This is a genomic window from Kineococcus aurantiacus, from assembly GCF_013409345.1.
In the GTDB taxonomy this organism is placed as follows: Bacteria; Actinomycetota; Actinomycetes; order Actinomycetales; family Kineococcaceae; genus Kineococcus; species Kineococcus aurantiacus.
In genome coordinates this window covers 3,133,618-3,151,450 of sequence record NZ_JACCBB010000001.1, presented here as the reverse complement: position 1 = coordinate 3,151,450, position 17,833 = coordinate 3,133,618, and the positions used below count along the sequence as shown (strand labels likewise).

The 17,833-nt window shown below is 76.2% G+C and carries 22 protein-coding genes; 9 read left to right on the top strand and 13 right to left on the bottom strand.

Annotation, left to right across the window (positions count from 1 at the left end; genetic code table 11):
- Positions 1–9: 9 nt before the first annotated feature.
- Complete coding sequence (locus tag BJ968_RS15240; protein WP_179753252.1) at positions 10–1,920, top strand: bifunctional diguanylate cyclase/phosphodiesterase; 1,911 nt, start codon at positions 10–12, stop codon at positions 1,918–1,920.
- 36 nt (positions 1,921–1,956) lie between these two features.
- Here the strand turns inward: BJ968_RS15240 and BJ968_RS15235 are convergent, their stop codons facing one another.
- The 5 genes from BJ968_RS15235 to BJ968_RS15215 are packed head-to-tail and all read right to left on the bottom strand — an operon-like array spanning position 1,957 to position 5,546.
- Positions 1,957–3,126, bottom strand: coding sequence for an SIS domain-containing protein (locus BJ968_RS15235; protein ID WP_179753250.1), 1,170 nt, complete (start codon positions 3,124–3,126; stop codon positions 1,957–1,959).
- Positions 3,123–3,305, bottom strand: a complete 183-nt coding sequence (locus BJ968_RS15230; protein WP_179753249.1) for a Trm112 family protein — start codon at positions 3,303–3,305, stop codon at positions 3,123–3,125. Before BJ968_RS15230 ends, BJ968_RS15235 begins: the two co-directional genes overlap by 4 nt.
- Entirely contained in the window at positions 3,305–4,771 is a 1,467-nt protein-coding gene (locus BJ968_RS15225; protein WP_343078060.1) for a phosphomannomutase/phosphoglucomutase, read from the bottom strand. The genes BJ968_RS15230 and BJ968_RS15225 overlap by 1 nt, the downstream gene beginning before the upstream one ends.
- A 55-nt stretch (positions 4,772–4,826) precedes the next feature.
- Entirely contained in the window at positions 4,827–5,096 is a 270-nt protein-coding gene (locus BJ968_RS15220; protein WP_179753248.1) for a hypothetical protein, read from the bottom strand.
- A gap of 45 nt (positions 5,097–5,141) precedes the next feature.
- Positions 5,142–5,546, bottom strand: a complete 405-nt coding sequence (locus BJ968_RS15215) for a DUF3499 family protein (protein ID WP_179753246.1) — start codon at positions 5,544–5,546, stop codon at positions 5,142–5,144.
- Positions 5,547–5,620: 74 nt separating this feature from the next.
- Here BJ968_RS15215 and BJ968_RS15210 point away from each other — a divergent pair, with 74 nt between their 5' ends.
- Complete coding sequence (locus BJ968_RS15210) at positions 5,621–6,055, top strand: metallopeptidase family protein (protein WP_179753244.1); 435 nt, start codon at positions 5,621–5,623, stop codon at positions 6,053–6,055.
- A 24-nt stretch (positions 6,056–6,079) separates the two neighbouring features.
- Here the strand turns inward: BJ968_RS15210 and BJ968_RS15205 are convergent, their stop codons facing one another.
- From BJ968_RS15205 to BJ968_RS15180, 6 genes are all read right to left on the bottom strand, one after another.
- On the bottom strand, positions 6,080–6,676 hold the full coding sequence (locus BJ968_RS15205; protein ID WP_179753242.1) for an ATP/GTP-binding protein: 597 nt from the start codon (positions 6,674–6,676) through the stop codon (positions 6,080–6,082).
- Positions 6,660–7,130 (bottom strand): DUF742 domain-containing protein, encoded by a 471-nt coding sequence (locus tag BJ968_RS15200; protein WP_218885079.1) that lies wholly within the window; start codon positions 7,128–7,130, stop codon positions 6,660–6,662. The genes BJ968_RS15205 and BJ968_RS15200 overlap by 17 nt, the downstream gene beginning before the upstream one ends.
- A complete protein-coding gene (locus BJ968_RS15195) occupies positions 7,127–7,555 on the bottom strand; it encodes a roadblock/LC7 domain-containing protein (protein WP_179753240.1) in 429 nt (142 codons plus the stop codon). Before BJ968_RS15195 ends, BJ968_RS15200 begins: the two co-directional genes overlap by 4 nt.
- Before the next feature lie 2 nt (positions 7,556–7,557).
- Positions 7,558–9,720, bottom strand: a complete 2,163-nt coding sequence (locus BJ968_RS15190) for a HAMP domain-containing protein (RefSeq protein ID WP_179753238.1) — start codon at positions 9,718–9,720, stop codon at positions 7,558–7,560.
- Positions 9,721–9,898: 178 nt separating this feature from the next.
- Complete coding sequence (locus tag BJ968_RS15185; RefSeq protein ID WP_179753236.1) at positions 9,899–10,291, bottom strand: hypothetical protein; 393 nt, start codon at positions 10,289–10,291, stop codon at positions 9,899–9,901.
- A 98-nt stretch (positions 10,292–10,389) separates the two neighbouring features.
- Positions 10,390–10,737, bottom strand: coding sequence for a WhiB family transcriptional regulator (locus BJ968_RS15180; protein ID WP_425491502.1), 348 nt, complete (start codon positions 10,735–10,737; stop codon positions 10,390–10,392).
- 210 nt (positions 10,738–10,947) lie between these two features.
- Between BJ968_RS15180 and cofD the strand changes: the two genes are divergently transcribed.
- From cofD to BJ968_RS15155, 5 genes are read left to right on the top strand one after another with little or no spacing between them, the layout of a single operon-like run.
- A complete protein-coding gene (gene cofD / locus BJ968_RS15175; RefSeq protein WP_179753234.1) occupies positions 10,948–11,961 on the top strand; it encodes a 2-phospho-L-lactate transferase in 1,014 nt (337 codons plus the stop codon).
- Positions 11,958–12,986 (top strand): coenzyme F420-0:L-glutamate ligase, encoded by a 1,029-nt coding sequence (gene cofE / locus BJ968_RS15170; RefSeq protein WP_179753232.1) that lies wholly within the window; start codon positions 11,958–11,960, stop codon positions 12,984–12,986. The genes cofD and cofE overlap by 4 nt, the downstream gene beginning before the upstream one ends.
- Complete coding sequence (locus BJ968_RS15165) at positions 12,986–13,573, top strand: cyclase family protein (RefSeq protein WP_179753228.1); 588 nt, start codon at positions 12,986–12,988, stop codon at positions 13,571–13,573. Before cofE ends, BJ968_RS15165 begins: the two co-directional genes overlap by 1 nt.
- Before the next feature lie 47 nt (positions 13,574–13,620).
- Positions 13,621–13,839 carry a ribbon-helix-helix domain-containing protein gene (locus BJ968_RS15160; protein WP_179753226.1) on the top strand — a complete coding sequence of 73 codons (219 nt, stop codon included), beginning with the start codon at positions 13,621–13,623 and terminating at the stop codon, positions 13,837–13,839.
- Positions 13,839–14,186, top strand: coding sequence for a type II toxin-antitoxin system PemK/MazF family toxin (locus BJ968_RS15155; protein WP_281372722.1), 348 nt, complete (start codon positions 13,839–13,841; stop codon positions 14,184–14,186). The genes BJ968_RS15160 and BJ968_RS15155 overlap by 1 nt, the downstream gene beginning before the upstream one ends.
- Positions 14,187–14,347: 161 nt before the next feature.
- On the opposite strand, the gene BJ968_RS15150 is transcribed toward BJ968_RS15155, so the two are convergent.
- Both BJ968_RS15150 and BJ968_RS15145 read right to left on the bottom strand, forming a co-directional pair.
- The gene (locus BJ968_RS15150; protein WP_179753224.1) at positions 14,348–15,295 is read right to left on the bottom strand and encodes a DNA glycosylase family protein; all 948 of its coding nucleotides are present in this window, start codon (positions 15,293–15,295) and stop codon (positions 14,348–14,350) included.
- Positions 15,292–16,206, bottom strand: a complete 915-nt coding sequence (locus BJ968_RS15145; RefSeq protein ID WP_179753221.1) for an EamA family transporter — start codon at positions 16,204–16,206, stop codon at positions 15,292–15,294. Before BJ968_RS15145 ends, BJ968_RS15150 begins: the two co-directional genes overlap by 4 nt.
- A 50-nt stretch (positions 16,207–16,256) precedes the next feature.
- Between BJ968_RS15145 and BJ968_RS15140 the strand changes: the two genes are divergently transcribed.
- Together BJ968_RS15140 and BJ968_RS15135 are read left to right on the top strand one after the other, a co-directional pair.
- Positions 16,257–17,213: a LysR substrate-binding domain-containing protein gene (locus tag BJ968_RS15140; RefSeq protein ID WP_179753220.1), complete on the top strand. Its 957-nt coding sequence runs from the start codon at positions 16,257–16,259 to the stop codon at positions 17,211–17,213.
- A gap of 31 nt (positions 17,214–17,244) precedes the next feature.
- On the top strand, positions 17,245–17,751 hold the full coding sequence (locus tag BJ968_RS15135) for a hypothetical protein (RefSeq protein WP_179753218.1): 507 nt from the start codon (positions 17,245–17,247) through the stop codon (positions 17,749–17,751).
- Positions 17,752–17,833 lie beyond the last annotated feature (82 nt).

Sequence of the window (17,833 nt, the reverse complement as noted above, 5' to 3'; positions counted from 1 at the left end):
GGTAGGCCCATGCAGACCGCCACCCGGACAGCCGAGTACCAGAAGGTGTTGAACCCGCAGCGCGAACAGACCCTCGACCTCGGCGACGGCGGCCTCAGCCGCCGCGTGGTGGCCCTGGAGTACCTGGTCACCAGCCTCATCAGCGCCTCCGTGGCGGTGGTGCCCGGCTGGACCGGCGTGCACGGCACGCTCATACTCGTCATCGCCGCGCTGGGCTTCCTCAGCGGCGTGGGGCTGCTGCTGTTCCCGTCCTGGCCCCTGCCGGGCCCGCGCACCGCCATCGTCTCCGCCTGCGTGTCGACCTCGGTGGCCGTCTACTGCGCCGACGGTTCCGCCGCGGTGGGGGTGCTCGTCGCCCTGTACTCCGCGACCGCGGCGCACATCCCCTTCCTCCGCTCGACGCGGGCCGTCGTGGCCGCCACCGCCCTGCCGTTCGTGCTGCTGCCCGCCGCGCTCGTCGCCTCCGGCCACGCCGGGCAGGTGCCCGGCTGGATGGCCCTGCTGCCCGCCGTCACCGTCCTGCCCGTCGTGGGGGTGCGCTCGCTGCTGCACCTGGCCGCCCGCCGGGCCCGCCACGACGTCAGCTCCGAGCTGCTCAACCGCACCGGCCTGCTGGAGAGCTCGGCCCGCCTCCTGCGCGGGGACGAGGGGCTGGGCGAGGAGCTGACGGTGAGCGTCGTCCACTTCGACGACCTGCGCGACCTGCGGCTGGCGCTGGGCCCGGCCGCCGCCGAGGAGGTCCTCGCCGAGTGCGCGCGCCGCGCCGGGGAGCTGCCCGGCGCCGTCGTCGCCCGCCTCGACCTGGACTCCCTGGCGGTCGTGCGCCCCGTCGAGCTGGACGGTTCCGGCGACCCCGTCAGCACGGGTCTGGACGAGGGGGCCGTGCTGCACCGGGTGCTGCGCGAGCACGTCGTGCTGCGCGCCGACGGCCCCGGGCAGGGGCTGCGGGTGCGCCCCGACGTGTCGATCGGCGTGGCCTGCGCCCCCCAGCACGGCCGGGAGGTCGGCGAGCTGCTGGCGCTGGCCGACGTCGCGGCCGTGCGCGCCGCCGACGAGCAGCAGCGCCTGGCCGTGGCCGAGGGCGCGGCCGCCGTCGACGTCGAGGCGCTGCGCCTGCACACCGAGCTGCCCGCCGCGGTGGTCGACGGCGAGCTGCGGGTGCACTACCAGCGCCTCGTGGACGCCCGCACCGGCCGCACCACCGGGGTGGAGGCGCTGGTCCGCTGGCAGCACCCCGAGCACGGGCTGCTGAACCCCTGCGCGTTCGTCCCGCTGGCCGAGCGCAGCCACGCCGTCGTGGGCCTGACCCACTGGGTGCTGAGCACCGCCGCCGCCCAGTGCGCCGCCTGGCGCGCCGACGGCCACGACGTCACGGTCTCCGTCAACGTCTCCGCCGTCGTGCTGGCCGACGCCTCGCTGGTCAACGCGGTGCGCCGGGCCATCGCCGAGAACGGCCTGGGGCGCGGCGTCCTGACCCTGGAGGTCACCGAGACCGCGCTGCTGGGCGACCCCGAGGGCGTGGGTGCCGTGCTGGCGGCCCTGCGCGCGGCCGGGGCGCGCGTCTCCCTGGACGACTTCGGCACCGGCTACACGTCGCTGACGATGCTGCGCCAGCTGGAGGTCGACGAGCTGAAGATCGACCGCTCGTTCGTCGCCGCCGCCGCGCAGGCCCCCGTCGACGCCGCCATCGTCCGGGCCCTGGCCGACCTCGCGCACCGGTTGTCGATGGAGGTCGTCGCCGAGGGCGTGGAGGACGCCGCCACCGCCGAGCTCGTGCGCGAGCTCGGGGCCGACGTCCTGCAGGGCTTCCACTTCGCCCGCCCGGTGCCGGCCGCGGAGGTCTTCGCCGCCGCGCACGACGCCGCGCACGACCCGGCCGGGCCCGGGGACCTGCCCGCGCTCGCCACCCCCACCCGGTGATCGAGCACTCGTGGACCGCAGTGCTCGATCAGGGGGTCAGCCGATGCGGTCCTTGAGGTCGGCCACCTGCGGGGAGCGGGCCGGGTCGACCCCCGAGGCCAGCGCGAGGTAGGCCGCGGCGAAGTCGGTGCGGGCGATGAGCTGGGCCAGCCGCTGGGCGGGGGTCCCCGCGTCGGCGACCAGCTCGGAGACGCGGACGCCGGCGTCGGCGGCCGTCGTGGTGACCGCGTCGGCCAGGCGGCGGTCCTCGTCGGAGACCGCCGTGGGGGCGTCGCGCAGCACGACGAGCCGCAGGCGGGGCCCGGCCGGGCCGTCGAGGAACGGGTCGGCGAAGACGGGGTCGACGTCGGGGTCGGAGCCGGTGGCGAAGGGGCCGCCGAAGGTGGCGACGACCTCGCTGGCGTCGTCGGGCAGGGCGCCGCTGACGGCCGGCACGCGGGCGGTGCGGGCGAACATGGCCGCCGCGCGCCGGGCCGCGGCCGCCGTGAGGTCGCCGTCGGCCAGGAGCACCGGGACCGCGCCGGACAGCTCCAGCGCGAGGTTCTTGGCGGGGTTGACGAAGGTCTCCGACCACGGCCGGGACGCCTCGGCCTCGGCGTCGAGCCGGTCGGCGACCCCGGCGAGGTCGGCGGCGGAGGCCGTCAGCAGGCCCAGGGCGTCGCAGGCCAGCAGGACGGGCGTGGCCAGGGACCAGAGCGCGACCCGCGAGGACCGCGGGTCCCCGCCGTCGGCGCGCACCCCGCGGGCCGGGACGACCTGCACGTTGCCGTGGCGGGCCCCGACCTCGGCCAGCGGCGAGCCCTCCCCGGCGACGGTGACGACGCGCGCCCCGCGCCGGGAGGCCTCCACCGCCAGGGCCAGCGGCCCGGGGGCGCGGCCGGACAGCGAGACGGCCACGACGAGGTCGAGGGGGCCGACCCAGCTGGGCAGCGGCCCGCCGTGGCGGACCACGACGGGCACGGGGCAGCCCCGGCCCGCGAGCGCCTGGACGACGTCGGCGACGACGGAGCTGCCGGCGAGGGCCGCGATGACGACGGCCCGGGGGCGCTCGTCGTCGGCGAGGCGGGCGACGCCGCCCTCGGCGGACAGGTCGATCGCCTCGCGGACCTGCGCGCCGGAGCTGGCCAGGGCCCGCAGCACCCCGCCGGCGTCGGCGGCGGCCAGCGCGTCGCCGTCGGCGAGGAGGGTCTCGTCGAGGGCGCTCACGGGCGGTCCCCCGGCTGGACCGCGGCGTCGACGAGGAGGACGGGCACGCCGTCGACCACGGGGTACCGGACGCCGGCGGCGGTGGTGAGGAACTCCTGCCCCTGCACCGTCACGGGGGTCAGCGGCTCCCCCGTCAGGGGGCAGCGCAGCAGCTCCAGGACCCAGTCGGCGGGGGCCATCACGCCTCACCCCGCACGAGGCCGAGCACGCGGTCGCGGACGGCGACCATGGTCGCCTCGTCGGCCCCCTCGGCGTTGAGCCGCAGCAGGGGCTCGGTGTTGGAGGCGCGCAGGTTGAACCACCACATGGGCTGGGCGGCCGAGGCGGGGTGGAAGACCGTCACCCCGTCGAGGCGGTCGATCTCCAGCGTCTCCCCCTCCGCCGCAGCGGTCTCGCTGACGGCGGCGACGACCTTCTCGGTGGTGGCGGCGGCGTCGTCGACGGTGGAGTTGATCTCGCCGCTGGCGACGTACTTCTCGTACTCGGCGGCCAGCTCGGACAGCGGGCGGTCCTGCTCGGCCAGCGCCGCGAGGACGTGCATGGCGGCGAGCATGCCGGTGTCGGCGGACCAGAACTCGCGGAAGTAGTAGTGCGCGGAGTGCTCACCGCCGAAGACGGCGCCCTCGGTGGCCATCTGCTCCTTGATGAAGGAGTGCCCGACGCGGGTGCGGACGGGGTGCCCGCCGTCGGCGGCGATGATCTCGGGCACGGCCCGGGAGGTGATGAGGTTGTGGATCACGACGGGTTCGCGGCCCGCGCGGATTTCCTTGGCGATCTCGCGGCGGGCGACCATCGCGGTGACGGCGCTGGGGCTGACGGGGTCGCCCTTCTCGTCGACGACGAAGCAGCGGTCGGCGTCGCCGTCGAAGGCGAGGCCGAGGTCGGCGCCGTGCTCGGGCACGGCCCGCTGCAGGTCCACGAGGTTCTTCGGGTCCAGCGGGTTGGCCTCGTGGTTGGGGAAGGTCCCGTCGAGCTCGAAGTACATCGGCACGACGTCCAGCGGCAGGGCCGGCAGCCCGGCGTCGTCGCCCAGGACGGCCGGGGCGGTGAAGCCGCCCATGCCGTTGCCGGCGTCGACGACGACCTTGAGGCGGCGGCCGCCGGTGAGGTCGACGAGGGTGCGCAGGTGCTGGGCGTAGGCCTTGAGGAGGTCCTGCTCGTCCACGGCGCCGACGGTCCCGGACCCCTCGGGGACCTCACCGGCGTCGAGCCAGCCCTGGGCCAGGTCGCGGATGGCGGTGAGGCCGGAGTCCTGCCCGACGGGCCGGGCCCCGGCGCGGCACATCTTGATGCCGTTGTACTGGGCGGGGTTGTGGCTGGCGGTGAACATCGCCCCGGGGACGCCGAGGGAGCCGCTGGCGAAGTACAGGCCGTCGGTGGAGCACAGGCCCACGAGGGTGACGTCGACCCCGCGCGAGGCCAGGCCCTGCGCGAAGGCCTGGGACAGCTCCGGGGAGGAGGGGCGCATGTCGTGCCCGACGACGGCCCGGGGCGTCGTCCCGGACGGTGACTCGGGGAGCACGACGACCTCGGCGAAGGCCGCGCCGACGGCGCGCACGACCCGGGCGTCGATCTGGTCCGGGACGGTGCCGCGGACGTCGTAGGCCTTGATGACGGACGACAGGTTCACGGTCGGAGCGGTCACGCTCGCGAGCCTACAAGCGGGGCCCCGCCGTCCGTGGGCCGCTCGGGCGGGTCCGCTACTGCTTGCGGGTGCGCTCCAGGACGCCGTCGACCGTCAGGGGCCCGCCGGCGGAGTTCCAGGTGCGCTCCTCGCACACGTGGCAGGAGACGAACTGCACGGGGGTGCCGTCGGTGAGGGACATGGACAGCTGCGTGACGCGCTCGCTGCCGCAGTGCCCGCACAGGGCGCTCTCGCGGTGCGCGGCCTGGGTCAGGGACCCCAGCGGCGGGGCGGTGCGGGCGGCGCGGGGACGGCGGGAGGCGCGGGGCGCGTTGGCTGCGGGCACGCCCCTCCATCGGCACGTGCGGCGCGGACTTGAGCCCCGCTCAGCTCACTTGTCGTCGCCGATGACGCGCAGGTGCGAGCGCCGCACGGCGGGGGCGTCGGGGTCGATGCGCCGGCCGGCGCCGCGGGGCTCGTCGCGGACGGCGTCGACGAGGGCGTCGAGGTCGTCGTGGTGGCGGGCCGCCTCGAGCAGGTCGGGGGCCAGGCGCACGACCTCCCACCCGCGGGGGGCGGTGAGGCGCTCGGCGTGGTCGGCGCACAGGTCGTACGTGTGGGGCTCGGCGTACGTGGCGAGGGGGCCGAGGACGGCGGTGGAGTCGGAGTAGACGTAGGTGAGGGTCGCGACCGCGGTCTTCCCGCACGCCGTGCGCGAGCAGCGCCGGGCGCTGGGCGCGGCGGGGCGCCCTGCTCCCGGGCGGGAGGCGTTCGTCCCTGGGGTGCGGGTGGTCACGCGCGGCACGCTACCCCCCCGCCGCGCGTGCCGACGAGCCAACGGGCGGCTCGTGTCGCGGGTACTCTCGCTCGGTGGTCCTCCGACGCCGGGCGCAGACGCGCCCCCACCGCCGCCGCGACCGGCACGGTCGCGGGTTGCGCGGCCCCCTGCTGCCCGCGTCGCTGCCCGCGGCGCGCACGCGCGCCGAGCGGTTCGACGACCTGGTGCTGGACGCGGTGGAGCTGCTGGAGCGGCGCTGGGCCGAGCAGCTGGCCGGGGTGGAGTTCGCCGTCGAGGACGTCCCGCCGTCGGACCCGGCCCCGTGGGAGGACGACGTCGTGCCCCTGGGCCGGCTCTTCCCGGCCCAGGGGCAGCGGCCGGCCCGGGTGGTGCTGTACCGCCGCCCGCTGGAGACGCGGGCCGACGGCGACGAGCTGGACGACCTGGTCGCCGACGTGGTGGTCGAGCAGGTCGCGCACCTGCTGGACCTGCCGCCGGAGGACGTCGACCCGCGCTACGCGGACTGACGCCCCCCGGCCCGGCGGGCGCCCTCAGGCGGCCCGGGCGCGCGACAGGATGAGCTGCAGCAGGGTCAGCACCGCACGCTTGACGTCCTCGCGCCGGCGGGCGTCGAGGGCGACGACCGGGACGGCGGGGTCGACGTTGGCGGCGGCGCGGACCTGCTCCAGCGTGAGCTGGCTGCGGCCGGCGAAGGAGTTGACGGCCAGCACGAACGGCAGGCCGATCTTCTCGAAGTAGTCCAGCGCGACGAAGCAGTCGTCGATGCGGCTGGGGTCGACCAGGACGATGCCGCCGAGGGCGCCGTCGGCCAGGTCGTTCCACATGAAGCCGAACCGGTCCTGCCCGGGCGTGCCGAACATGTACAGGATGATGCTCTCGTCGATGGTGACGCGGCCGAAGTCCATCGCGACCGTCGTCGTGGTCTTCTCGCTGCCCTCCCCGGCGTAGTCCACCCCGACCGAGGCCGAGGTCATGGCGGCCTCGGTGCTCAGCGGCTCGATCTCCGACAGGGCGCCGACGGTCGTGGTCTTGCCGACGCCGAACCCCCCCGAGACGAGGATCTTGACGGGGATCGGGGGGCGTTTGACGGGGGCCGCGGGCGCGGCGACCTCAGAGTGCAGCGACACCGTTGATCAACCTCTCGATGAACGAGACGTCGAACGCGAGGGACTTCGCGGTGGACGTCGTGATGAGCAGTTCTCGGGCGACGAGGTCGCCGACCAGCACCTGGGCCACCCCCAGCGGGATGCCGACGAGGGCGGCGACCTCGGCCACGGACCGGGCCTGCGCGCAGGTCGCGGCGACCTGGCCCAGCTCGAACGGGAGCGTCCCGCCCGCCACGGCGAACTCCCCCACCGGAGTGAGGACGGCGGTGGTCTCCATGGCGATGCCGGCCGCGCCGCCGCCGGTGCGGCCCCCGGTGAGCAGGTAGGCCCGCACCTCCCCGTCCCCCTCCCCCTCCTCCACGACGGCGGAGGAGGGGACGGCGGGAGCGGCCGGGGTCGCAGCACCCCCGAGGAACGGACGGTCGAACTCGTCGAACTCGTCGAGGTCCTCGGGGTCGAACCCGGCGGGGCTCACAGCTGCAGCGAGGTCTTGAGCTCGGTGACGAGCTCGGGGGTCAGGAGCGAGCCGACGCGCTCGACGAGCATCGTCGTCTCGTAGCCGACCAGACCCAGGTCGCAGTCGGCAAAGGTGACCACGCCCAGGCAGGCGCGGCCGGCGATGGAGGACACCAGCAGGTAGCCGGAGCCGAACTCGGTGATGACCTGGCTCAGCGGCCCCTTGGACAGCAGCCGCGAGGCCGAGACGGCCAGCGTGGTGAGCCCGGAGACGGTCGCGGCGAGCTTGTCGGCGTCGGCGCGGGCCAGGTCGGCCCGCATGGTCATGAGCAGGCCGTCGGAGGAGACGCCGATGGCCTGTTCGACACCGGGGGTCTGGTCGACGAAGCGCTCGAGCAGGAAGTTGACGTCCTGCGCGTTCTGGCTGACGGTGCTGACGCTCACGGTCACTCGCTCTCGGTGGACGGGTCGGTGGTGTCGGTGGTGCTCTCGGCGCCGAGCTGGGCGGCGCTGTCGCGGCGGGCGCGGGAGACGCCGCTCTGCAGGCCGGACAGGCCGCGGCGGACCTGGTCGGCGGAGCGGTGGGTGGTGGCGGTCGCCGCGGTGTCCTCACCGGTGTCGGGCAGCTGCGCGCCGCGGACGCGGGTCGGGACGGTGGGGACGCTGGTCCCGGTGGGCAGCGTCGCCACCTGCGGGCCCTGGCCGGTCTCGGCGGTGCGGCCCAGGTCGCGGCCGAGCTCGCCGAGCTGGGCGCCCCGCACCCGGGTGGGCTGCGCGGGGGCCGGCTGGGCGGGGACCGGCTGGACGGGGACCGGCTGGGCCGGAGCCGTCTGCACCGGCTGCACCGCGACGGGGGCCGGGACGGGGGCCGGGACGGGGGCCGGGGCGGCCGCGACGGGCTCGACCGGCGCGGCCGGCGCGGACGGCGCGACGGCCTCGGCGGTCCGGACGGCGGCGACGGCCGCGACCAGCGCCGGCTCGGCGACGGGCACGACGGGCTGGGTGACGGGCTGGACCACGGGCTGGGCCACCGGCTCGACCGTCGCCTCGAGGGCCGGGTCGGCCGTGAGGGCCAGCGTCGGGGGCAGCTCCACGACGGCCACGGTCCCGCCGGCGGCACCGGCCAGGAGGGTGACGCCCGCGGCCCACCGGTCGGCGAGCAGGCCGACGACGTGGTGGCCCAGGAGTCGGGAGTCGGGGCGGGTCGAGGCCGCCTCGGCGATGCGGCGGTTGGCCTCGGCCAGCTCCTGCGCGCTCATCCCGATGCCGGAGTCGGCGATGCTGAGGCGGTAGCCGCCCTCGGGCCCGACCACGCCGGTGACGACGACGCGGGTGGTGCCGGCGGAGAAGGCGGTCGCGTTCTCCAGCAGCTCGGCCAGCAGGTGGGTGACGTCGGCGGCCGCGCTGCCGTGCAGCGTGAGCTCGTCCAGGCGCGCCAGGTCGACGCGGGGGTAGTCCTCGATCTCGGCGAGGGCGGCGCGCACGACGCTGGAGACCTTCACCGGGCGGGACTTCGCGCGGGTCTGGTCGGCCCCGGCCAGGACGAGCATCGACTCGGCGTTGCGGCGGACGCGGGTGGACAGGTGGTCGAGCTTGAACAGCTTCTCCAGGACCTGCGGGTCGCGCTCGTTGCGCTCCAGCTCGGACAGGAAGGCCAGGGTGCGGCTGAGCAGGTTCTGGTTGCGGCGGCCGAGGTTGACGAGCATCTCGGCGGCGGCGCGCTCGGCGCGGTGCTGCTCGACGGCCAGGTCCAGGGCGCTGTCCTGGACGTGGTTGAACGCGACGGCCAGGTCGGCCAGCTCGTCCTGCGCGGTGACCGCGAAGGCGGGCAGGGTCGGCGGGGTGGCGTCGGCCGCCATGCCCTGGATCTGGGCGATGGCCTGCGGCAGCCGCTCGGAGGCGACCTCGTCGGCGCGCTGGGTGAGCTGGCGCAGCGGCGTGACGACGGTGCGGATGAGGGCGGTGAGCATGAGGGCGACCAGGACGACGGCCAGGACGGCGAAGCCGACGATGAAGCCCTGGGCGATGTCCGCGACCCGGGCGGCGCGGGCCTCGGCGGCGCTGTTGCGGGCCTCCACCGACGCCTCCAGGACGTCCATCTGGTCGAGGATCTCCTGGTACACCGGGTACCCGCCCTCGTTGAGGTGGGTCTCGGCGTCGACGGTGCGGCCGTCGCGCCAGGCGATGACGGCGCGGTTGTCGTAGTCGATGAACTGGTCCCACAGCTCGATGAGGTGCGCGTTGATCGCCCGCTCCTGGGCGGTCATGAGGTCGGTGGGGGCGCTCTTGAGGGAGGACACCAGCTCGGTGCGCTGCGCCAGGTACCCGGCGCGGTTGGTGTTGTCGTCGGCCAGGGCGGCCTCGACGCCGACGCGGTAGGTGTCCCAGGCGTACCCGGCCTGCCAGCCGGCGAGCTGGGCGTCGTAGTAGCGCTGCTGGTCGACGTACTTCACCAGCTTCGCGGCGTCGTGGGTGTCCGTCAGCGACGCCGACTGCGCGTGACTGCCGACGAAGGCGACGGCGCCCGTCAGCAGCGTGAGCGCCAGGATCACCCCGAACGCGATCGCGAAGCGCGCGCCCACCCGGACGCGTCGCAACAGGGAGGTCATGCGTGCTCCTCTTCCAGCGTGCACCGTCGTCGAGCGAGGCGCACCAACGGTCGTCAGTGACGTTCTGGCCGGGGTCCCGGCACTGGAGGAGTGATCGTCGGTCGCGGGGGCGGCCCTGAGGGACCGTTCGGGTGGTGCGGGGGTCCGTTCGGGTGGTCTCGCGGGCCCCGACGGCGTGTCAGCGCCGCCAGAGGAGGGCGGCGAGCTCGGAGGCGACGGCCGTGGGCTGGTCGCCGGGCTCGGGCTGGGCTTCGGGCCGGGGTTCGGGCGGGGTGGGGCCGAGGGGGACGACGCCGACCGTGACGCGGCCGTCGGCGTCGGCGTGGACGCGGGCGCCGTGGACGCCGGTGGGCAGGCTCAGGACGAGGTCGTAGCCGGGTTCGCCGGCGGCCAGGTGGGCGACGGCGGCGACGGCCCGGCCCAGGTGGCCGTCGGGGTCGACGTGGGCGGGGTCCAGCGACGCGGCCGCCAGGGCGCCTGCGAACTCGTCGCGCACGACGCGCTCGGCCTTGACCTGCCCCTCGAGCCGAGACGCGACGGCCTGCCGGCGCTCCCAGATCGACTGGTTCATGGACTCCCCTCCCGTGGCCGCGGCGGGACCGGTGGTCCCCCCGTCCTGACTACTCGTCACGCGGGGGGCCGGACCGTAGCGCCCGGGAGGGGGAATCCTCAGCTGATGCGGCGCTTGAGGCGGCGGCGCTCGCGCTCGCTGAGCCCGCCCCAGATGCCGAAGCGCTCGTCGTTGGCCAGGGCGTACTCCAGGCACTCCTGGCGGACCTCGCAGCCGAGGCAGACGCGCTTGGCCTCGCGGGTCGAGCCGCCCTTCTCGGGGAAGAAGGCCTCCGGGTCGGTCTGCGCGCACAGCGCGAGCTCGGCCCAGCCCGGGTCCTCCGGGGTGAGGCCGGACAACCCGGTCAGCCCCCCCGTCAGCTCGACGAGCGAGAGCTCGGGCCGGCCGTCCGGGGAGGGGACGTCGGTCCCGTCCTCGTCCTCGAGGTACTCGAAGTCGTCACTCACTGGTGGCCCCCACGCCCTCATCTGTCACTGCCGGTGATGTGCCAGTCACCCTGCGACCACCACTGGTGGAATTACACGCGTGTCGTCCCTCGTAGTCAAGCCCAGCGTGGTATCCACCTCGCCTCGGGCGTCCGTCGGGCGCGCACACGTCACACCCGTCACACCCCTCACGCTGCTCCGTTCGGGTGAGCACCCCACCGGCAGGGGATGATGGCCACCGTGAGCGACGCGAGCAGACCCCTTCGGATCACCGCTCTGGCCGGTGGCGTGGGCGGCGCCCGGTTCCTGCGCGGGCTGCTGGCCCACCTGGCGGCCGCCACCGACCCCGCGCGGCGCGGAGCGGCCGTCACCGTCGTCAGCAACACCGCCGACGACGTCACCCTGCACGGCCTGCGCGTCTGCCCCGACCTCGACTCCGTCATGTACACCCTCGGCGGCGGCATCGACGAGGTCCGCGGCTGGGGCCGGTCGCAGGAGACCTCCGGGGTCGCCGCCGAACTGGCCGCCTACGGCGCCGAACCGTCGTGGTTCACCTTGGGCGACAAGGACATCGCCACCCACCTCGTCCGCACCCGGATGCTCGCCGAGGGCGCCACGCTGTCCGAGGTCACCGCCCACCTCTGCGAGCGCTGGCGGCCCGGCGTGCGGCTGCTGCCGATGACCGACGACGTCGTGGAGACCCACGTCGACCTCGCCGAGCCCGACGGCTCCACCCGCCGCGTGCACTTCCAGGAGTGGTGGGTCCGCCTGCACGCCGCCGTCCCCGCGCTCGCCCTCGAACCGGTCGGCGCCGCGACGGCCCGCCCGGCCCCCGGGGTGCTGGAGGCGCTGCGCGAGGCCGACGTCGTCGTCCTGCCGCCCAGCAACCCCGTCGTGTCCATCGGCACGATCCTGTCCGTCCCGGGCGTGCGCGAGGCCCTCGTCGCGACACCGGCGCCCGTCGTGGGGGTCTCCCCCGTCATCGCCGGGGCCCCCGTGCGCGGCATGGCCGACGCGTGCCTGGCCGCCATCGGCGTCCCCACCACCGCCGCGGCCGTCGCGGGCCTGTACGACGACTTCCTCGACGGCTGGCTCGTGGCCGAGGAGGACGAACCGCCGGTGCGGGCGGGGCTGCACGTGCGCCGGCGGCCGCTGCTCATGAGCTCCCCGCAGGCCACGGCCGACCTCGCCGGGGCCGCCCTGGACCTGGCCCTGGAGCTGCGCCCCGCCGAGCGTGCGGCGTGAACGGCACCCCCCTGCAGGTCGTCGGGCTCACGGGCATCGGGGAGGTCCACGCCGGTGACGACGTCGCCGGGCTGGTCGTGGACGCCCTGCACGCCCAGCGGGCCTCCCTCAACGACGGCGACGTCCTGGCGGTCTCCAGCAAGGTCGTGTCCAAGGCCGCCGGGCTGAGCGTCACCGCCACCGAGCGCGACGAGGTCGTGCTGCGCGAGTCCCGCCGGCTCGTCGCGGCCCGGCGCACCCCCACGGGCGTGGCGCGCGTCGTGGAGGCCGCCGCCGGGCCGGTGATGGCCGCCGCGGGGGTGGACGCCTCCAACGTCGAGGGCGACGTCGTGCTCACGCTGCCCCCCGACCCCGACGCCGCCGCCCGCGACCTGCGCGAGCGCCTGCACGAGCTGACCGGCGCCGTCGTGGGCGTCGTCGTCACCGACACCGCCGGGCGCGCCTGGCGCACCGGGCAGACCGACTTCGCCCTCGGCGCGGCCGGGCTCGACGTCCTGGACGACCTGCGCGGGACGGTCGACGCGCAGGGCCGGGACCTGTCGGTGACGGCCCGCGCCGTCGCCGACGAGATCGCCGCGGCCGCCGACCTCGTCAAGGGCAAGACGCGCGGGGTGCCCGCGGCCCTGCTGCGCGGCCTGGCCGACCTCGTGCTGCCGGGCACCGAGCACGGGCCGGGGGCACGCTCCCTCGTGCGCGACGCGGCGGGCGACTGGTTCCGCCTCGGTCACGTCGAGGCCGTCCGCGCCGCCCTGGGCGCCGGGGGCGTCGAGCCGCCGCCGGTCGCGCCCGGGCCCGTGCCCGAACGCCTCGGGCGGGCCGCCGAGGTCGCCCTCGCCGCCGGCCCGGTCACCGGCGGGGCGGTGACCGTCGAGGGGCCCGAGCTGCACCTGCGGGCCGCCGACGAGTTCTCCCTGGGGGCGCTGACCCAGCGGGTGCTGTCGGCGCTGTGGGCGGAGTTCCTCGCGGGGCTGGTGCAGCGCGGCCCCGACGGGGTCGTCGTGCGGGTCGTCGAACTGCCCCGCTGATGTGGGTCGACCTCAGCCTGCCCGTCGGGCCCGGGGTGCGGGTCTTCCCCGGTGACCCGGAGTTCTCGGCGCGGACCCTGCCCGGGGACGGTCCGCGCGTCACCGAGCTGACGCTGGGTTCGCACACCGGGACCCACGTCGACGCCCCCGTGCACGTCGACCCCGGTGGCCCGGCGCTGGACGAGCTCCCGCTGGACCTGTTCGCCGGGCCCGCCGACGTCGTCGACGTGCGCGGTGCGACGGCGATCGGGCCGGAGCTCCTGACCGGGGTCGGTGAGCGGATCGTGCTGCTACGCACCGGTTCCGCCGACGCGCACCTGACGGTGGAGGCGGCGCGGGCGCTGCGGGCCGCCGGGGTGCGGACCGTGGGCACCGACGCCCCGAGCGTCGACGCCCCCGGGACCCTGGCCGCGCACCGGGTCCTGCTCGGCACGCGGCAGGACCCCGGCGTCGTCGTGGAGAACCTCGTGAACCTGGCCGCGCTGCCGGCGCGGGTGGAGTTCTTCGCCTTCGGGTGGGCGCTGAGCGGCGGGGACGGGTCGCCCGTGCGGGCGGTCGCGCGGGTCCCCGGCGCCACGGGGCGGTGACGACCGGTTGGTGGCACCCATGATGCTACTCAAGTAGCATCATCGAGGTGAAGCTCAGCATCAGCCTGTCCGAAGCCGACGTCGCCGCCCTGGACGAGCACGTCCGGGAAGCCGGCTTGCCTTCTCGCTCCGCGGCGGTGCAGCGGGCCATCCGGGCCCTGGCCCACCAGCACCTGGAGCAGGACTACGCCGCGGCGTGGGAGGAGTGGGACGACTCCGGGGACCGTGAGGCGTGGGAAGGCGCAGCCGCTGACGGACTGCGCTGATGCGACGCGGAGAGGTCCGCCTCGTCGACTTCGACCCCGTCCGCGGCACCGAGGCGAACAAGCGCCGGCCGGCGGTCGTGGTCAGCAACGATCGAGCCAACGCAGCCGCTGAACGCCTGGGTCGAGGCGTGGTCACCGTCGTCCCGGTGACCAGCAACACGGCCCGGGTGTTCCCCTTCCAGGTCCTGCTCACGGCCCGGGACACCGGGCTGCACGTCGACTCCAAGGCCCAGGCCGAGCAGGTCCGTGCCGTGTCGGTGGATCGTCTGGGACCGGCTGTGGGGCGGTTGCCGTTCGAGGCGCTGGACGCTCTGGACGACGCCTTGCGGCTGCACCTGGCCCTCTGAGGGTTCGGCGAACGTGCTGCTCGTGCCGGAGACGAGGTCGGTGACGCACCTGCGCGAGGACGTCGCCGGCGCTGGCACCGTCGTGTCCGGGCAGGACCTGGCCGAGCTGGACACCACCGGGGCCGACCCGCCCCGCGCCCGGTCCGGGCGGCACCCCGTCCTCAGCGGGCGGAGATCGCGCCGCGCCGGACCGCCCGGTTCGGGGTGTGGGCGGGCAGCGTCATCCGCGGTCCGCGCCGGGGGCGGGACGCCCCGGCGAGCAGCAGCAGCTGCTGGACCCGGAAGCGGTGCCCGCGGTAGCACTCGATGACCTGGGCGCACCCGGCGTCGTCGAGGACCTCCCCCGTCAGCGCCCAGGAGACGTTCTTGGCGACGTGGTAGTCCCCGAAGCTGAAGGCGTCGGCGTGGCCGTGGGCGCGCTGGCGCACCTCCGCCGACGTCCAGACCCCCACCCCCGGCAGGGACCGCAGCGCCCGGTCGGCCTCCTCCGGCCCCAGGGTCAGCGTGCGCTCCAGGCCGGCGGCGCGGGGCGCGGCGAGGATCGTCACCTTGCGCCGGCGCAGCTCCACCCCGGCCTGCAGCCACTCCCAGGAGGGGATGCGGGTCCACTGCTCGGGCGTGGGGGGCAGCCGCAGCGCCACCGGGCCGGGGGCGGGCTCGCCGAAGCGGTGCACGAGCCGGCGCCACGCCGCGAAGGCCTCGACGGCGGTGACGACCTGCTCGAGCGCGGAGGCGGACAGCGCCTCGAAGACGGCGCGGGTCCGGGTGGTGCGCCAGTGCCGGTTGGCCCGCCAGGACTCGACGAGCACGGTGTGCTCGGGGCGGGGCACGAAGTCGGCCCAGGTGTCGTCGGCAGCGCCGAGCAGCTCGGGGACCCCGGTCAGGGCCCAGTCCGCGCCCGGTCCCCACGCCTGCGCCTCGACGTCCCCGGAGCAGGCCCGCACGCGCAGGGTCACCGGGCCCTCGGGGGTGCGGGTAGCGCGCCAGACCGAGCCGTCGGGGTCCAGCCGGAAGGTCGGGTCCTGGGCGCCCCGGCGCAGCGTGCGCAGCATCGTGGTCACCGGGACGGGCCGGCCCGGGGCCCAGCGCAGTTCCCCCTCCGGCCTCACGCCTCCACGGTAAGCGGCTGCGGGGACCGCGCGGAACCCTCCCGCGGCCCGCGGGTCGCCAGGAAGGACCCGGCGAGCACGAGGGCGAACCCGGCGATCGTCGCGGCGGTGATCCGCTCCCCCAGGACGACCGCGCCCGCCGCGACGGCGACCACGGGGTTGACGTAGACGACGGCGGTCGAGCGCACCGGCCCGATGCGGGCGACGAGGGCGAACAGCACGAGGAACGCCCCGGCGGTGCAGACGAGGGCCAGCACGACGACCGAGGCGACCACCGGCGCGGACGGGAAGGTGTCGGGCAGGCCCGGCCCCAGCGCGACGACGGGCACGTAGACGAGCGCCGACAGCAGCAGGCTGGCCAGGACGACCGCCATCGCGGGCAGGTCGGCCAGGTACCGGGCCAGGACCGCCGGGCCGATCGCGTAGCCGACGACGACGACGGCGAGCTCGGCCACGGCCCCGCCCTGCCCGGGCCCGAGGTCGAGACCGACGAGGGTCGCGACGCCGAGGGTCCCGAGCCCGAGGCCGAGCCAGCCGGCCGTCCCGAGGCGCTCGGCGCGCCGCGTCGCGAAGGCGACGACGACGCCGACGGCGGGGACGGCCGAGATGACGACCGCGGTCGTGGAGCTGGGCAGGTCGTGCTCGGCGCGGGCCAGGAAGAGCCAGGGGCCCACGATCTCGAAGCCCGTGTAGGCCGCGACGGCCTTCCAGTGCCGCGCCAGCGCCGGCAGGCAGGCGCGGACCTCCTTGCGGGACAGCGCGATCGGGGCGAGCACGAGGGTGGCGAGCGCGGTCCGGGCCAGGACGAGGGTCGAGGGGGCCAGTTCCTGGCCGGCGACGGCGATGAGCAGGTACGGGATGCCCCAGGCGACGCCGAGGGCGGCGAAGAGCAGGGTGGTGCGGCGGGTCACGCCCCCGATGCTCCTCCCCCGCGAACGTTCAGTCCATCTAGACTTCCCTCATGGCTCTCGACAGCGAGGACTTCACGATCGACCTGCGGCGGCTGCGCCTGCTGCGCGAGGTGGAGCGCCGCGGCACGGTGGCCGCGACGGCCGGCGCCCTGCACCTGACCCCGTCGGCGGTCTCCCAGCAGCTGGCCGGGCTCGCCCGCGACCTCGACGTCCCGCTGCTGGAGCGCCAGGGGCGCGGCGTGCGGCTGACGGGTCAGGCGCGGGTCCTGCTCGCCCACGCCGACGCCGTGGCCGCCCAGCTGGAGAAGGCCCGCGCCGACCTGCTGGCCTTCGACGCCGGGCTGGTGGGCGAGGTCCGCATCGGCTCGCTGGCCACCACCGTCTTCGCCGTCGTGGCCCCCGCGCTGCGGCGGCTGCGCGCCGAGCGGCCGGGCCTGCGGCTGCTGGTCCGCGAGCGCGAGCCCGTCGCCGCGGTCGCGGGCCTGGACGCGGGCGAGCTCGACGTCGTCGTCTCCGTCGACCACCCGGGCGGCCCGCGCCGCGACGACGCCCGGTACGACCGGGTCGACCTGCTGACCGACGTGCTCGACGTGCTGCTGCCCGCCGACCACCCGCTGGCCGGTGCCGCCGAGGTGGACCTGGCGGAGCTGGCCCACGAGGAGTGGGTGGCGTCGGCCACCGACGACGCGTGCGCGCAGATCACGCTGGGCGCGTGCGCGGCCGCGGGTTTCGCCCCCGACGTCCGGCACCACGCGGCCGAGTACGACGCGCTGGCGGCGCTCGTGGCCGCCGGGGCGGGGGTGGCCCTCGTGCCGCGCCTGGCGCACCCGTTGCGGCCCGGCGGGTTGCGGGTGGTCCCGCTGGCCGGGCCGGCCCCGGCGCGGTCGATCTACGCGGCGACGCGGGCCGGGCGGGGCGCGGACGCCCCCACGGCCGCGGTGCTGGAGGAGTTCCGCCGGGTGGCGGCCGAGCGCCCCGACGGGGCGGGCACCGCGGTCACCCCTTGACGCGCTTGCTGAGTAATCGTGTAATCGAAGCATGAGCGACGACGCCGACATCGCGGCCTGGCTGTCCGGCCGGCTGCCGCAGGACTGGTTCGAGACCGCCCCCGCGGTCTCCGTCGACCGCGAGGAGATCGTGGTCACGGGACGGCTCGCCGTCCCCGACGGCACCGAGGGCGGGACCGCCGCCACCCGCCGCGCCGAGGCGGGCCGCATCGCCCGCTTCCGCGAGGAGACCCGCCCCGCGCGCATGCGCATCGCCGACGAGGCCGAGTCCCTGTTCGGCCGCAAGGTCGCCTGGGGCGCGGCGTGCGGCCAGACCGAGGAGCTGTTCACCAACCTCGCCACCCCCGTCATGACCCGCCTGCGGCAGCCGCAGCGCCAGGTGCTCGACACCCTCGTCGACGCCGGCGTCGCCCGGACCCGCTCCGAGGCCCTGGCCTGGTGCGTGCGCCTGGTCGGGCAGCACCAGCAGGACTGGATCCAGCAGCTGCGCGAGGCCCTCTCCGGGGTCGAGCAGGCCCGCGCCGCGGGGCCGCGGTAGCCCCGGCAGCAGCACCTCCTCCGCGACGGTCTCGAAGCAGCCGCGCCCGGGGGGCTCGCCGGCGAACGGCGACCGGTGGGTG